At 65.8% G+C, this 15,155-nt stretch carries 14 protein-coding genes and 1 tRNA gene; 3 read left to right on the forward strand and 12 right to left on the reverse strand.

Features of this window, described 5'->3' with window-relative positions:
* The 5 genes from ASG05_RS01785 to ASG05_RS01805 form a co-directional block, all read right to left on the reverse strand.
* Complete coding sequence (locus ASG05_RS01785) at positions 1 to 2,499, reverse strand: glycoside hydrolase family 2 protein (RefSeq protein ID WP_056256624.1); 2,499 nt, start codon at positions 2,497 to 2,499, stop codon at positions 1 to 3.
* Complete coding sequence (locus tag ASG05_RS01790; protein WP_056256627.1) at positions 2,496 to 3,353, reverse strand: carbohydrate ABC transporter permease; 858 nt, start codon at positions 3,351 to 3,353, stop codon at positions 2,496 to 2,498. The genes ASG05_RS01785 and ASG05_RS01790 overlap by 4 nt, the downstream gene beginning before the upstream one ends.
* On the reverse strand, positions 3,350 to 4,318 hold the full coding sequence (locus ASG05_RS01795) for a carbohydrate ABC transporter permease (protein WP_056256630.1): 969 nt from the start codon (positions 4,316 to 4,318) through the stop codon (positions 3,350 to 3,352). Before ASG05_RS01795 ends, ASG05_RS01790 begins: the two co-directional genes overlap by 4 nt.
* Positions 4,315 to 5,610 (reverse strand): ABC transporter substrate-binding protein, encoded by a 1,296-nt coding sequence (locus ASG05_RS01800; RefSeq protein ID WP_056256632.1) that lies wholly within the window; start codon positions 5,608 to 5,610, stop codon positions 4,315 to 4,317. The genes ASG05_RS01795 and ASG05_RS01800 overlap by 4 nt, the downstream gene beginning before the upstream one ends.
* Positions 5,611 to 5,809: 199 nt before the next feature.
* Positions 5,810 to 6,724: a LacI family DNA-binding transcriptional regulator gene (locus ASG05_RS01805; protein ID WP_200936679.1), complete on the reverse strand. Its 915-nt coding sequence runs from the start codon at positions 6,722 to 6,724 to the stop codon at positions 5,810 to 5,812.
* A 114-nt stretch (positions 6,725 to 6,838) separates the two neighbouring features.
* Here ASG05_RS01805 and ASG05_RS01810 point away from each other — a divergent pair, with 114 nt between their 5' ends.
* Positions 6,839 to 8,068, forward strand: coding sequence for an ROK family transcriptional regulator (locus ASG05_RS01810; protein ID WP_056256637.1), 1,230 nt, complete (start codon positions 6,839 to 6,841; stop codon positions 8,066 to 8,068).
* An 89-nt stretch (positions 8,069 to 8,157) separates the two neighbouring features.
* Here ASG05_RS01810 and ASG05_RS16105 read toward each other — a convergent pair.
* From ASG05_RS16105 to ASG05_RS01815, 3 genes are all read right to left on the reverse strand, one after another.
* Positions 8,158 to 8,237: transfer RNA gene (locus tag ASG05_RS16105), tRNA-Val, on the reverse strand.
* Positions 8,227 to 8,565 carry a hypothetical protein gene (locus ASG05_RS16110; protein ID WP_157490005.1) on the reverse strand — a complete coding sequence of 113 codons (339 nt, stop codon included), beginning with the start codon at positions 8,563 to 8,565 and terminating at the stop codon, positions 8,227 to 8,229. Before ASG05_RS16110 ends, ASG05_RS16105 begins: the two co-directional genes overlap by 11 nt.
* Position 8,566: 1 nt before the next feature.
* Positions 8,567 to 8,977, reverse strand: a complete 411-nt coding sequence (locus tag ASG05_RS01815) for a hypothetical protein (protein WP_056256639.1) — start codon at positions 8,975 to 8,977, stop codon at positions 8,567 to 8,569.
* Between the two features lie 53 nt (positions 8,978 to 9,030).
* Here ASG05_RS01815 and ASG05_RS16660 point away from each other — a divergent pair, with 53 nt between their 5' ends.
* Positions 9,031 to 9,468: a hypothetical protein gene (locus ASG05_RS16660; protein ID WP_200936681.1), complete on the forward strand. Its 438-nt coding sequence runs from the start codon at positions 9,031 to 9,033 to the stop codon at positions 9,466 to 9,468.
* Between the two features lie 128 nt (positions 9,469 to 9,596).
* Entirely contained in the window at positions 9,597 to 10,118 is a 522-nt protein-coding gene (locus ASG05_RS16120; protein WP_157490006.1) for a hypothetical protein, read from the forward strand.
* 166 nt (positions 10,119 to 10,284) lie between these two features.
* Here the strand turns inward: ASG05_RS16120 and ASG05_RS15650 are convergent, their stop codons facing one another.
* Genes ASG05_RS15650 through ASG05_RS01835 form a run of 4 tightly spaced genes read right to left on the reverse strand, consistent with a single transcriptional unit; the run spans position 10,285 to position 15,068 of the window.
* Positions 10,285 to 11,058, reverse strand: a complete 774-nt coding sequence (locus tag ASG05_RS15650; protein ID WP_082486211.1) for a TatD family hydrolase — start codon at positions 11,056 to 11,058, stop codon at positions 10,285 to 10,287.
* On the reverse strand, positions 11,055 to 12,356 hold the full coding sequence (locus tag ASG05_RS01825; protein WP_056256645.1) for a hypothetical protein: 1,302 nt from the start codon (positions 12,354 to 12,356) through the stop codon (positions 11,055 to 11,057). The genes ASG05_RS15650 and ASG05_RS01825 overlap by 4 nt, the downstream gene beginning before the upstream one ends.
* On the reverse strand, positions 12,353 to 13,186 hold the full coding sequence (locus ASG05_RS16125; RefSeq protein WP_056256647.1) for a hypothetical protein: 834 nt from the start codon (positions 13,184 to 13,186) through the stop codon (positions 12,353 to 12,355). Before ASG05_RS16125 ends, ASG05_RS01825 begins: the two co-directional genes overlap by 4 nt.
* Positions 13,176 to 15,068 carry a P-loop NTPase fold protein gene (locus ASG05_RS01835; protein WP_056258251.1) on the reverse strand — a complete coding sequence of 631 codons (1,893 nt, stop codon included), beginning with the start codon at positions 15,066 to 15,068 and terminating at the stop codon, positions 13,176 to 13,178. Before ASG05_RS01835 ends, ASG05_RS16125 begins: the two co-directional genes overlap by 11 nt.
* Positions 15,069 to 15,155: the final 87 nt, after the last annotated feature.

The raw sequence follows: 15,155 nt of genomic DNA on the forward strand, positions 1-15,155 counted from the left end.
TCAGGCCCGGTCGACGACGAGCTGGTTCGACGTGCGGAGCACGCTCGCCGAGGTCAGCTGGTCGGGGGTGAGGTCGGCGTCGCTCGTCACGCGGAACGTGACGGACTCCCCGGGCAGCAGGGTGACCATCATGTCGTCGACGACGGCGTGCACGTCGACCTTGTCGACGAGCAGCGTCACGTCGCGAGCCAGGGAGGCGCTGGTCACCACGACGTCGTAGCCTCCGTCGACCGCGGTCACGGTCGTCGTGAGGTCGGCGGCGGTCAGGGCCGAGTCGCGCTGCTCGACCGGGAACCACAGCCCCCGCTCGGCACCGACCGTGGCGACGACCAGCTCTCGGGCCGGATCACCGAAGGCGGCGACCTCGTCGGCGATCGCGACCGTGGTGGTCGTGCGGGCGTCGAGCGCCAGGTCGACCGTCGCGGAGGCGAGCACCTCGCCGTCGTAGGAGAGCCTCTGGAGGACGACCTGCGCCTCCCACGCGTCGGGCGAGTCGTTCGAGACGGCGGTGACGAGGTCGTCCCCGCGCGGCTGGATCGTGACGAGGCGGTCGGCGTAGACGTGCTTGAGGGCGTAGAGCAGCGGCTTGGCGCGGCCGTAGCCGTCGACGGCGGCCCAGGAGGTGACGGGCCAGCAGTCGTTCAGCTGCCAGACGATGGAGCCCATGGTGGTGGGGCTCCACGACCGCCAGTGCTCGATGGCGAAGGCGACGGCGTTCGCCTGGTTCAGCGACATGGCCCAGTGCCAGTCCTCGGTGTCGTCGGGCAGCGGGAGGTGCGCGACGAGGCCGTCGGTCAGCTTGTCGTTGCCGTCGGTCGCCTTCTGGTGCCAGATCATGCCGGGCGACTCGGGCGTCAGGGGCGAGTCGGAGATCGACTGCTTGATGGTGGACCAGGTGGCGGGGCCCTGCCAGCCGAATTCGGCGACGAAACGGGGCACGGTGTCGCGGTAGTGCGGGTAGTCGACGCGGTTCCACAGCTCCCAGAGGTGTACCGAGCCGTGCTCGATCTCGTTCGCCGGTCGTCCGGGGTCGCCCGACCAGGGGCTGCCGGGCGTGTAGGACCGTTCGGGGTCGAGCTCGGCGACGAGGCGCGGCAGCAGGTCGAGGTAGTAGCCCAGGCCCCAGGTGCGGCCTTGGAGGCGCTTCTCCCAGCCCCACTCCTCGAAGCCCCAGATGTTCTCGTTGTTGCCGTTCCAGAGCACGAGGCTCGGGTGGGACATGAGGCGCGTCACGTTGTCGCGGACCTCGGCCTCGACCTCGCCGCGGAGCGGCTCCTCCTCGGCGTAGGAGGCGCAGGCGAAGAGGAAGTCCTGCCAGGTCATGATGCCGCGCTCGTCGCACAGCTCGTAGAAGTCGTCGGACTCGTAGTAGCCGCCGCCCCAGACGCGCAGCAGGTTCATGTTCGCGAACTCGGCCTGGTCGAGGCGGGCGGCGACGCGGTCGCGGGTGACGCGGGTGACGAAGGCGTCGTCGGGGATCCAGTTCGCGCCCCTGGTCCAGACCGACTGCCCGTTGACGACGACGCGGAAGCTGGTGCCCTCTGGGTCGGGCTTGAGTTCGACGACGACCGTGCGGAAGCCGATGCGGGTCGACCAGGCGGCGGCGGGCCGGTCGTCGACGCCGAGGTCGACGGCGAAGTCGTAGAGGACGGCGTCGCCGTGGCCGCGGGGCCACCAGAGCGCGACGTCGTCGACGTCGAGGTCGACGACGGCCTCGGTCGCGCCCGGGGAGACGTCGACGCCGGCCGTGGCTGCCTCGGCTCCGTCGGGGCTCGTCACGGAGCCGGAGACGGTCACCGCGACGTCGGACCCGGCCGCCCTCTCGATCGTGACGTGGGCACGGACGTGGCCCGCGCCTCCGTCGGTCGTCACGACGGGGCGGACGCTGTCGACCCGGGCGCCCGACCAGGAGTGCAGGGTGACGGGCTTGTGGATGCCCGAGGAGGCGGCGTCGAGGCCCCAGTCCCAGCCGAAGTTGCAGGCCGCCTTGCGGATGGCGTTGAAGGGGTGGAAGTAGGTGTGCGGCCGGTAGCCGATGTCGAGGCTGGCCTGGTCGGCGTAGGCGACGGGCGAGGCGAAGTGGACGACGAGGTCGTTGTCGCCGTCGACGAGCACCCCGTCGGCCGGGAGGCGGTAGGTGCGGTGCTGGTTGACGGTGCGTGCCAGCTCGGTGCCGTTGAGGGTGACCGTTGCGACGGTGTCGAGGCCCTCGAAGACGAGGTCGTGGCGGTCGTGGCCGTCGGGGCTCCACGCGAACGTGGTGCGGTATTCCCAGTCGCTCTCGCCGATCCAGGTGACCTTCTGCTCGTTCCGGTCGAGGTAGGGGTCGGGGATGAGGCCGGCGGCGAGGAGGTCGGTGTGGACGAGGCCGGGCACCGTCGCGGGGACGCTCGCGGCGGCGATCTCGGCGGGCACCGGGCCGCGGGTCGAGCGGACGGACCAGCCGTCGTGCAACGGGCGGCGGGTCTCGGTCGCGGTGGTGGGGAGAGTGGTGGTCACTTGGTGGCTCCTGCCGTGAGGCCGTTGTAGATGTATCGCTGGAGGAAGAGGAAGGCGATGAGGGTGGGGACGATCACGAGCAAGGTCCCGGCCGCGATGACCTCCCACTGCGCGCCGAAGGGGCCCATGAAGCGGAACAGGGAGGTCGAGATGACGCCGAGGTCCTGCGAGGGCATGTAGAGGAACGGGATGTAGAACTCGTTGTAGACGGCGATGCCCTTGATGATGACCACTGTCGCGATGGCCGGCTTGAGCAGCGGCAGGACGATCCGCCAGTAGACGGTGAAGCGGCTCGCGCCGTCGAGCATCGCGGCCTCGTCGAGCGAGACGGGGATCGACTGCATGAACTGCAGGAAGATGTAGATCGCGACGATGTCGGTCCCCATGAAGATGAGGATCGCCGCGCCCCGAGTGTTGAAGAGGTCGAGGGCGCTGATCACCTGGAAGGTCGCGACCTGCGTCGTGACCGACGGCACGAGGGTCGCGAGCAGGAACCCCCCGAGCACGAGCTTCCGGCCGCGGAAGCGGAACCGGTCGATGGCGTAGGCGGCCATCGTGCCGATCAGGATGGTCCCGACCACGGACACGACGAGGATGATCCCCGTGTTGACGAAGCCCATCAGCATGCCGCCCTGGGTGAAGGCGGTGACGAAGTTGTCGAGGTTGAGCCAGTTGCCGGGCGGGGTGAGCGGGGTCGTGGTCCGGTACTCCTCGTCCGTCTTGAACGCGAGCATGACGATGGTGACGAGCGGGACGAGGGCCGCGAGGCACGCGAGCACGAGGCTGACGTACTTCACGGTCGTCCCGGTGCGGGCGAGCGTGCGCGAACGGTTCAGCGACGCAGTGGTGGTCACGAGGCGTCCTCCTTCTTCTCGTCCGGGAAGAGCAGCCGCTGCACCGCCGTGATGACGAGCACGATGACGAGCAGGACCACGGCCATGGCGGAGGCCAGGCCCACCTTCGAGAAGCGGAACGCGGTGTCGACGGTCTGGATGACGAACGTCTCCGACCCGTTGGCGCCTCCGGTCATGATGTAGGGCATCTCGAACGCGGAGAGGGCACCGGCGATCGCGAGGATGAACGACAGGCCGAGGATGCGTCGGATGCTGGGCACGATGATGTAGAGGAACTTGTGCCACGACGTCGCGCCGTCGAGGTCGGCCGCCTCGTACTGCTCGGACGGGACCGACTGGATCGCGCCCAAGAAGAGCACGAAGTTCAGGCCCATGTAGCGCCAGACGCTCGTCGCGGCGAGCGAGGTGTTGACGACCCCGGGGTCGCCGAGCCACTGCGGGGTGTTCTGGACCCCGACCAGGGCGGCGAGGGCGTCGAGGGTGCCGCCGGGGCGGAAGAAGTAGAGGAAGACGAGGCCGATCGCGACCCCGTTGATGAGGTACGGGAAGAAGATGATCCCCTTGAACAGGTTCGAGAAGCGGGTCTTGAAGCTGAGGAGGGTCGCGAAGTACAGGGCCAGGACGAGCTGGGCGATGGCGCCGGCCAGGTAGAAGAGGCTGACGAAGAAGACCTGGAAGATCTCGGGCCGGGTGAAGATCTCGACGAAGTTCTCGGGGCCGACGAACTCCTTGACCGGCGACAGGCCGTCCCAGTCGGTGACGCTGTACCAGAGCAGGTTAGCGACCGGCACGTAGGTCAGGACGATGAGGAACGCCAGCGGCACGACGAGGAAGAGCCACGGGGTGACGCGCAGGCCGCGACGGCCCACGCGCCCGACCGGGCCGGCGCCGGGGCGGGTGCCCCGGCGCCGGCCGTCGTCGGTGACGGTCGCCGCGACCTCGGGAGGCGAGGCGAGCTGGGTCATTCGGAGACCTTCTCCTGCGCTGCGGCCCAGCGGTCGTTGAGGTCGGAGAAGAACGAGTCCTCGTCGCCGTCGGCGGCGCCGCGGGCGGTGTCGATCAGCTTCTGGCGGTAGGTGTTGCCGAAGATGTCGATCTCCGCCTCGTTGGCGATGTCCGTGAGCAGCGCCTCCTTGCCGACCGGGTCCGGAGCCAGCTCCAGGTACTGGACGTCGAGGGCGCTGAAGTCCGAGAGCGTGTCGGGCTCGGGGTCGCTCTTGACGGGGCTGATGGCCCCCTGGCTCTCGGCGTAGCCGGACTCGTTCGTGAACCAGTCGACCCAGGCCTTCGCGGTCGCTTTGTTGTCGCTGTTCTTGCTGACGGCGAGGACTTTGTCACTGGCCGTCACCGAGGTGAACTGGTCGTCGACCTGCCAGGGCATCGGCCAGAAGCCGATGTCGTCGCGGGAGGCACCGGCGGCCTCGGCGGCGTCCTGCATCTGGCTGACGGCCCAGGAGCCGAGGACCATCGAGCCGATCTTGCCCTGGGCGAGGAGGTTCTTGGACTCCTCCCAGTTGGTCGTGGTCGGGTCGGCCTCGCTGAGGCCGGCCTCCACGGTCTGGAAGAGCAGGTCGTCGATCTTGTACTGGTCGGTGCCCTCGGTCCAGGGGGCGTCGTCCGCGGCCATCTCCATGCGGACGTCAGGGCCCTGGGTCGCGCCGAGGTTGCCCTCGATGGTCGCCAGCGGCCAGCCGTCGGCGTAGTTCGTGTAGTAAGGGTCGGCGTCGGTCTTGTCGCGGATCGCTTGCAGGTCGGTGAGGTACTCCTCCTGTGTGGTCGGGGCCTCGGTGACGCCGGCGTCGGCCCAGACCTTCTTGTTGACGACCATGCCCATGGCCGAGCCGAAGGTCGAGATGCCGTAGACCTGACCGTCGTAGGCGCCTGCGTCGACGAAGCGGTACTTCTCGCTCATCTCGTCGACCGTGCCGAGGGGCTCGAAGAAGCTCGCGTACTGGTCCTTCGTGACGTTCGAGCTGGGGATGAGCAGCGCGTCACCGTAGTCCTTCGAGTTCAGGCGGATCTTGACGTCGCCCTCGTAGTCGGTCAGCGCCTCGAAGGTCACGCTCGTGCCCGGGTACTCGTCCTCGAACGTCTTCGCGTAGTCGGCGAAGGTCGTGTCGACGAGGTCGGTGCGGTTGGTGAGCACGGTGATCTCGCCCGAGGGGTCGCCGTCGTCGTTGGACGCCGACGCGCAGCCGCTGAGGCTGATCGCGGTGAGCGAGACCATCGCCATGCCCATGAGTGCTGTCTTCTTCATGCGTGCGAACTCCTTCGTTCGTGGGGCCGGCGAGGTGCCTCGGCCGTTCTGTCCGTCAGGTCTCGGCGGGTGCGAGCTTGTCGGGTGCCTCAGCTTCACCCGCAGCCTCGTGCTCTGTCAAGACTTTGATTATTAATTTATGCATAGTGATGCCCCCGAAACGGTCATAGCGGACAAGGGGCGTCCGCTCTCGGGGACGTCAGCGAGCCGGCGGGCCGGTCGTCGCCCGGGGCACGAAGACGATGGCGGGCGCCTCGAGGGTGGGCGGTCTCTGGCCGTCGAGCACGGCCAGCACCGTCTCGCCCACCATCTCGCCGATGCGCTGGACGTCGTGGCTGAGGGCGGAGAGTGGCGGCTCGGAGAGCTGGCACTGGGCCGAGTCGTCCCACGCGACGATCGAGAGGTCGCCGGGCACGCTGAGACCACGGCGTCGCGCCTCGGCGAGCCCCCCGAGCGCCATGAGGTCGTTGTCGAAGACCACCGCGGTCGGAACAGCCGGGGCGCCCTCGACGACCTGGTCGTCAGAGTCGACCTGTGTGTCGAGGAGCGCCGACAGGGCTCGCTCGCCCGACTCGAACGAGTAGTCGCCCGTCACCGTCGCCGCGATCAGCCCCCGATCGTCGCAGACCGCGACGAAGGTGTCCCGGCGGGCGACGGAGTGGGCGAGGCGCAGCGGTCCGCTGACGTGGGCGAGACGGACGTGGCCCAGCAAGGCCAGCGCATCCACCGCCTCCTCGACGGCGACGTCGTCGTTCGTCCAGACGGCGGGGAGCCCACTCGAGATGGCGGGCGATGAGACCGAGATCGCGGGCAGTTCGAGCTCGGCGACCAAGGACACCCGCGGGTCGTCCACACCCAGGTCGACGAGCACGACGGCGTCCACGACGCCTCCGGCCGACCACCGGCGGCACAGGTCGAGTTCGGCCTCAGGGTCAGGAAGGACCCTGAGCAAGACCGCATGCCCCCGCGGCCGGACGACACGGTCGAGGCCGGCGGTGAGCTCGTGGAAGTACGGCTCGGCCCCGTAGATCTCGCTGGGACGCACCAGGGTCAGGCCGATCGGCCGCGGGAGGCGCGACGGACGGTCGCTCTCGTTCAGGGTCGCGTCTCTCATCGCCTCGTCCTCCTCGGCCCCGATCATGGTGCCGTGCGCTCTCTCGTGACCGCTATCGTGTCACCGACGCGGGCCAGCACCACACCAGGGCTCGCCCGAGGTGGGGAGGACGACGTGGCCAGACCCGAGTCCTCCGCGTCCGGGCCGGGCAGCAGGGCACTCGTCGTCGACGTCATCCGCTCGTCCGGCCCCATCAGCAGGGTCGAGCTGACCGAGACGACCGGCCTGACCCAGCCCAGCATCTCCAACATCGTCCGCAAGCTGCTCGTCGAGGGAATCGTGCGAGAAAGCGGTCGGGTGGCCTCGGACGGCGGCAAGCCTCGGACCCTCATCGAGATCAATCCTGGGGCCCTCTACGCAGTGGGCGTCCAGCTCGGTTTCGAGTCGATGACCTTCGTGGCGACGGGTGCGGGAGGGGGGATCGTTGCTCGGCAGCTCGTAGACGGTGCGTCGCTCGACTCGCCAGACGAGGTGACCGATCGCCTCGTGGCACAGTTCGACGCATTCGTCGACGCCGCTGACATCTCGAGGGCGTCGATCGCCGGCGTCGCCGTGGTTGCACCCGGCCCGCTGTCGGCCGACCACGGCGCCATACTCCGCTCCCCGACGCTCCGCAGGTGGGAGGGCTTCTCTCTCCGCGACAGGCTCTCGGAACGCCTCGACGTCCCCGTCCTGATCGACAACGACGCCGCGGCCGCGGCCGTGGGCGAGTTCTGGACGCGTCGTGTCCCCCGCACCGAGACCTTCGCCGGCATCTACATGGGCACAGGCCTCGGCGCCGGCATCATCATCGACGGGGCCCTGTACCGCGGTGCGAGCTCGAACGCTGGCGAGCTCGGGCACACGTCCGTCGACCTCGACGGCGAGCCTTGCTTCTGCGGCAACCGAGGATGCGTGGAACGTTATGCGGCGCCCGCCGCCGTCCTGCTTCGAGCCCGTGAGCAGTCAGGACGCTTGACCGGCCTCGGACTCGCCTTCGAGGACCACACCGTGGCCCAAGACTTCGACCGTCTGGCTCGCGCTGCCGTGGGCGGGCACCCTGTCGCCGAGAGCTTGATCGCCACGTCCGCGCGCTATCTCGCCGCCGCCGTCGTGTCGTTCGTCAACGTCCTCGACGTCGACCGGCTCGTGCTCTCCGGTCCCAGCATCGCGGTCGCGGGTTCCGTGTACGCCCGGGCCGTCCGAGAACGTCTCATGGAGAGCGCTTTCGCCCGGCAGTCTCACGACGTCCGCGTCGAGTTGGCCACGAACCCGAGGGACTCCGCCGCGATCGGAGCGGCAGCCCTCGTCTTGCAGAGTTCGGTCTCTCCGGGGCACGGCCCGCAGCTCGTTCAGCCGACCTGACCCGGCGCGACCCGGCCTGGACGACCTGCCCCGCGTCGAACGTCCTCGAGACCGTCACCGTCGATCGTCGTCCCTGCCGAGATCGATCGTGGGCCCTACCGGGCTCGAACCGATGACATCCACGGTGTAAACGTGGCGCGGGGCATTTGTTCTTGCCGCTAGTTGCGCAGAACTGCCTGTTTTCTGGGGCGAGGAGCGCAACTGCGTGCGAGAGAAAGCAGTGGTGCGCAGCTCGTCACCAACACCACACCGACACGAGCGAGGGCTAGCTTTGTCATTCGGGCATAGTGGCCGATGACGATGGCGTGATCGCGCGGCAGACCGCCGCGCCGCGCGTCAGTCCGAATGCCGGCCACTGCGAGAAGCAGCACCGACGCTTCCTTCAGAAGCTCGAAGCCCTCCCGAACGCACGACTCGTCGTCTGTTGCGCGTTCTAGCTCGTCGAAATCGACCTCGTGAAGTGCGGGGAGTAGACGCGTATCGAAGTCGTCGAGCATGTCACCTTGCGACTTTCACGTCGACCTTGACCATGATGTTCTCGATCTCACCCCGCGCCTCTTCCGACAACGTGGTGCTCGCGAGAACCGCCTCGAAGTCGAAGTCTTCTAGTTCATCCGATCTGGAGAACTCGAGGGCGCCGAGGTGGTCGGTCAACAGTTCTGTCGCAACCGTGCGACCAAAGCCCACCTCCTGGAGCTGGATTAATCTCGGATCAGCGGTGCCGTACTCGACGAGCGTCGCAACATTGATGCCGGAAGCCTCACGCCCCAGTGCCATGACACTCACGTCGAAGAAGTTCTGCAGGTATCCGATAATACGGAAGCGCAGCCTACCCTCGATGTCGCGGAGGGTCCATTCAATAATGAGGTTGACGTGCTTGGGCGACTTTCGGTCGAAGGGCTCGCGCACCAGACTCTCCTGGCGGGAGTAGTCGCGGTAGGTTATCCACCCACGCTGACCTAATGGGCGTCTACTCAAACCCTATGGAGCTGCCCTTTACCCCCGAGGAACTGCAGAAACTCGCGATTCCAGGCGACCGCGAGGCGGGTTTGAGTACGCCCGTTTCGTACGAGGCCCAGGGTGTTTCGCGACGACTGGGCCCGAAGAAGGTTGCTGAGGCTGTCCGTCGATACGAGTCGGGCGAGAGCGCGCGAAGTATCGCCGCCCAGTTCGGCGTCTCGACGTCCGCGGTCTTGAACCTGCTACGCGACAACGCAATCGTCGTGAAGAAGCGGCTCGTCACTGATGCTGAAACGAAGCAGTTGGCAACGGAGTACGAAGCGGGTGACAGGGTACGCGAGCTTGAGCAACGTCATAGGCTCTCGCACGGCGCGGTGATGAGAGCGCTTCATCGAAGCGGGGTGACAATGCGAGCAAAGGCTCCGAGGTGCTCGGCCTAGTGTTCGCCGCGACCAGCCGTCTTGAGCCGCCAGCCCATCCGCGTACACCACGACGCACACGCGCGGGGTTGCCGAGCTATACAACGCGCCGTCGAGCGCCTGTCCGCAGGATTGAGTAGGTTCGCTACGTGGAAATGAAGCCTAACGGCATTGGGGACGCCGACTGTCGAACGACCCATCTTGAACACAGTGCGTTCCCGACGAGCATGTCGCTACCCGACGTGCTCGCTAAGTATTGGTCAGAGCTCAGGAAAATCCTTCCCGCGAACGAACTGCACGTTGTAGACCCCTACATTCTTGACTCGGGAGGTGCAGACGCCGCGACATATGCCGGTGATGTGACGTCGCTTCTGGGTCCAGCGCTGCGGCGAGTCAATCGAGTGGTGTTTGTCCACGACAAGCCTCGAGTAGGTATCCGTGAACTGCTCGAGAGCGACATCGCCCTCGTCGACGCGACCACAGAGGTGCACTTCCACCGAGGAACTGTCATGCACGCTCGATACGTAGTCGCCGATCGTTCGCGAGCGCTGCGGATGGAGTTCTCGTTCAACCGCATCGGGAGGTCGTTTGGAACCGTGTCACTGGTCGATGATGGCGAGGACCTCGCTGGCGTGCTCGAGGAACTTGAGCGGCTCTCTCCGGCAGCTTGAGTCGAGGGGCATCGAGAGCGCGTGACGTGAGATGAACCACAGCTGCGAACAGTCTGGATCTCCCGAGCCCGGGTTCTCGAGTTGGCGTAAGACGCGGCGGCAGCGCGTAAAAAGTCGCTTTCGGCGGGCCTTGCGGGCTACTCGACACCCATAATTCGTCTGGGGCCTAAATTCGTGCGGCGCTGAGCATGCGGCGAATGGGAGCCGGGAGAAGTGCCTCGCAATCGGTCTCGGAAACGAGCCGTGAAAAGTTCGCCCATACTTGATGACGGATGTCGGAATCCGTCACACCGTAAATCGCAGCGAGGGTCGCCTCGACGCCGGCCACCGATCCGGGCTGACGAGGCTCCAGTGCTCCTCGGTCACCCGATGGATGATCAGTTTCAGTTAGAATCCGATCGAGTGGGATTTTCGCAACATCATCGGCATACTTGACGCCAGCGGCGTTGACCGAGAACCAGCACCCGAGCTCTACTGCGCACGCGGTCTGCGCGGGTGTTCCGCGCCACCAATGCAGGACGGCGCCTCGCACAGGCATCTCCGCCAGGGCATCGAGCACGCGTCCGGGAGCGCCGCTGCTATGGATTGAGGTAATTCGAGGATGCTCTGAGAGCACTTGCAAAATGGCACCAAAGGTCTGCTCTTGCTGCGCCATCGGAACTTTCGACCGCCCGTCCAGCCCAACCTCACTCGCGAATGACGTCGCAAGGACGAGTGAGGTGAATCGCTCCGGGTCGAAGGTGTCTTGGGCTGAGACAACCCCCGGATGACAGCCCACGCCCCAAATCGTCACCGCGTCATGCCTTTTTCGCGTCGCGGCGAACTCGTCGAGTGATCGAGTCGCCACGAAGACCACCGCACCAAGCCGCTCGAGATCGCGAGCTGGAATTGTTGTCCTGACGTGCGCATGAAGATCGAGCGGTGGAAGCGATGGCGTCATCCGACCAAGCCCCGAAGCTCGTCGACGCCGAGCGTGCAGAGCGCAAGGGCGCCCTGCGCCGCATAGTCCTCCGGAAGTGACATCACCATTATGTCGCGCGGCCTCACACCTCGGTACACGAAGTCACGCATCGGCTCAACGATGGTCTTTCCGCGCACGAACTCATCGAAACGGCCCGTGGTGTCATCCACAAGATAAGTGGTCGTGTCGGGGACGCCTGACGCACCAAAAGCCGCACGTCGGACAAGGCAGCCAAAGCACACCCCACAAGAGGAACCAGCCGGCGCGCCGCTGTATCGACCATCGGTGTGGGAGCAGGAGTTCGTGGCGCTCAGATACGCGGAGGCATTATCGACGCCAATCGCCGCCGCGAGCCGCCGGAACATCTCGCCCTTCGTGATGGCCTCGAATGGATTCTCGAGCGAGCCGTGGCCGCCAGCGCTCGTGACAATTGCGCTGAGGTTGCGGAGGAACCGTGGATGAGTGGTGTGGGTCGAGAGGCTCCCTCGACGGTCGGGGCCGAGAGGAGGGTTCAGTGAGGCGAAGCCGTTCTCGGGGATCCAAAGCGTGGATTGGGCACGCTCCGCAACGGCAAGTCCGAGCGCAAGGAAAAGGAACGATCGCGACCGGGTCGACGATTCATTTCTGAAAGTGGTGCCGTCCAGCCGCGTGGCGCCGCGGCTCAAGTGGAACTGGTGGTGGATCTGCGGCTGATCCGGAACAAAACCCTCGATAGCTGACACCAGGTCGCGCTGAACCGGCGAGATCGCCGTGAAGCTGAAGTGTGAGACAAGCGCCTGCGAACTGCCTGCGCCTAGATCGAGTGCCGACATGAGGGCGCCAACTGCAGAATCTGCGCCGCCACTCAAAAGCACCGTGCGCCCGTGGCGCTGTCCCGCGATGGGTAGGGGCGGGAACGCCATTCCCGGGGCCTGGGCAAAGCTGAATGCCCATCGGTCACCTGTGAGGAAGCCCACCAGGGCAGAGAGCTCATCGGTACGTGCGGCCCAGACCTCCGGGCTGGCAACCTCGACGGTGATATCAAAATCACGTGCGTTCCAGGTTGATCCGCCCCGCTCACGGAGGATCGACCGATCGGACGCAAGCACGGCGAGGGCGATTCGAACCAGGTCAACATTGATCGGGTTGACTGCGCCGAGCTCAGAAAGGAAGGGTCCGGTCGACCCAGTGAAGGTCGTGCGGCCGCCCTTCGTCCAAAGGAACACCTCGTCGAACGCCCCGTCCGAGAGCGCGGCATCCGCGGAGCTCTCGGAGAGAGTCAGGAGTAGCCGGCTCATGCGTGGACTCCAAAGATCATGCCGATGTCGCGAATGCCGGTCTCAATCGCAGTCGCCATCTCTTGCTCTGTGGCGCCGGTGGAACTCAGATCGGCCTGGGCCGCATACACCGCCGCGACGTCACGAATCTGCTGTTCCGTACTCTGGCGCTCCGCACGGGAGGCACCCTTCTCAAAAAGCGTCGAGGAGATCTCAGTGAGGGCCGTCTCTGCAATGGTGGTTTCGATGGTCTTTCGCACCACCTCCTCGGGAGACGGTGCGCGATCCGCGGGCTGCTCAAGGATCCAGGCGACAACATCGGCCACGATGTCGCGCTCCTCGGCATCAGCAAGCGTGCTGTCAGCCTGGGCCTCAAACGCGGCCTCGACAATTTTGATGCCAATGGCAACCGGGTCGCCGAGAGCACGGAGCTCGTCGTAGTTGAGTCCGGCGCTCCGCAGGATGGCACGATCACCCGCAGAGTAGGCGAGGGCGAGCCGTCCCGCCCGACCGGCGGCACGAGAGATACGGCCAACAGATCGGGTTACCCCGCCAGATGAGCGACCCCCGCCACCAGCGGCGCCCCCAGCTCCACCACCCCCGCCGCCTGGGCCGTCTCCGCTTCCGCCACGAGAGCGGAAGAGGAGACGGACCGCGGGTCCGAGGTCGATAGTTGGCGCGGCACTACCCGGAGCACCCTGGGGATTTGCCGGGGCGCCATCAGGATTGTCGGCGGTTTGTTCGCCGTCGTCGCCGCCGAAGCTGCCGCCATCGAGCCAGGCCGCAATGTTGTCCCGAAGGTCCTTGGCATCCTTGCCGCCACTCCCGCCGAACGATCCGCTAGTTCCCACGGGTGTCCCATGCCTTCTCGACGACCGTGATGGAGTTGACCACGGGCTCAAGCTTTGCTCCGGACTTCCACGCTTCGAGGACCGGTCCGTACATGTCTGCGTCGAGCGGGCGCAACTTGAGGACCGTTGCCGCCTCAACGTCGACACCGCGCACTGATTTCAGCGCCGCAATAACATCTGCGGCTACCGCTGGCTGGGCGACAGCGATGCGGAGGAGGCTCTCTACCGAGAACTTCTGAATGGTGGGTTGGTCTCGCGTGCGCCGTCCGAGGAAGCTGACAAGCGTGCGCGCATCGGTCTCAGGCAGCGCCTGAAGGGACGCGTCCGTAATGCCGGAACGGTCAACTTTAAGCGAGGAGGTGAGTGAAGACGCGAGATCACGGAGGCGTTCCGGAAGTCCTGAGTCAATGACCTCAATCTTCGCAAACGAGGCGGCGAGATACAGATATCCGGAAATGGCCGCCGCATCGAGGGCTGGCGGGAGCCTCGCCCAGCGCCGCAACGTGTCGGTGAAGCCCTCGTCAGAGCTCGGTGGCGCTACGTCTTCCGCAGCGGCGACGGTGCGCTTCGCCTTCGATGCGGGCTTATCCTGCGTGGCGGTGGCGGGTGCGGCCTCCGGCTCGGCCTTCGTGCCAGGACCGTTGGCCACCAGGTCTAGGGCCTCGAGCTTGTCGCGAAGCTGATTTGTGGCCAACCAGTCGAGTACTTGCTCGAAGTCATCGGTCAGAATGCGTTCAAGCACCATCAGCTTGGCGACCGCGTCAGGTTTGAGATCGAAGCCCCGACGCCGCGCAATGCTTTGACGCACATTGAGGTCGTTCAGGAACCGCTTGATGCGGCGAGGATTGCCGTGGAACTTTTCATACAGAATTGGAGTGAGGCGTGCCGCGGTCACGAGATGATCAGCCAGCGCACTCCCCTCCGCGACCTCGACCGCGTCGAGTCCACCGCCCGAGATTCGCAGCTCATTGCATTGCGCCACCAACTTCTCGTAGTCGTCATCTTCGAGACCGGCCTTCCCCAACAGGAGGAAGAGGTACGCCTCGGTGTCGAAGCGGCTGAGAGCGGGAACGGGGATCGTGGTTTGAACGATCTTGTGGAGGTAGAGCTTGGCCGGCGACTCATCGTCTTTGTCGCCATCGGATGTGTGGAACTTCTGCTGAATTGCCTCAGCCACACGATCCTCGTCCGCGGCGATGACAAACGACATGCCCTTGGCAGAGAGGAAGAGACGAATCGCCTCGAGAGTCTCGACAACAGTGTCAGGGAGACAACGGTCCAGGTCGTCGACCAGAACCACCACGCGAGAGACGTGCTGAAGCGCAGGATCAGCGAGAAGTTCCTGGAACTGCTCGCGAAACTCAGTCATGCCCTTCTCGCCCTCGAGACTCTCGGGGTCGTCGTTGACCAAGCCGAAGACATCATCGAGTTGAGGCAGCTGCAGGGTGACGGCTGTGCGTGCAGCCATCTTTACGGCCTTGGTCCAGTTGACCTTGCGCACGAGCTTCTTGAACGTCTCGAGCCCGGCCTTGCCAACTGGGTCGCTTTCATTGAACTCGCCGTTCAGCGCGCCAAGCACCTCAGCAATGAGGCTCTCCTTCGGACCGACGGCGGGGTCGTAACGCCAGGGCTGGGTTGGCACGACCAACACCTTGCCGTCAAACCCTTGTGAGCGCGCGTCGATCTCCGCCACGACGAGCTCCAACACGCTCGTCTTGCCGCTCCCCCAAGCTCCGGACAACCCGATCGCGATCGGATCGAGATCGTCGTCGAAGATCGCGTCGGCGACTGTCTCCGCGACGGCGCGAAAGGCGAGCAGGTCCTTCTCGGCCGGTTCATCCGACCAGAGCGGGAATGCGTTCGGGTTTTGTGATGTGTTCATGGTCCCCATGTGCCCCTGAGTATGACAGCGGTAGCGAAAACGTCAAGCATGCGCAGAACTCCCGACTGCGGGTTCTTTCGGGAGACG

Origin of the sequence: Frigoribacterium sp. Leaf186, from assembly GCF_001423905.1 — a bacterium.
Classification (GTDB): Bacteria; Actinomycetota; Actinomycetes; order Actinomycetales; family Microbacteriaceae; genus Frigoribacterium.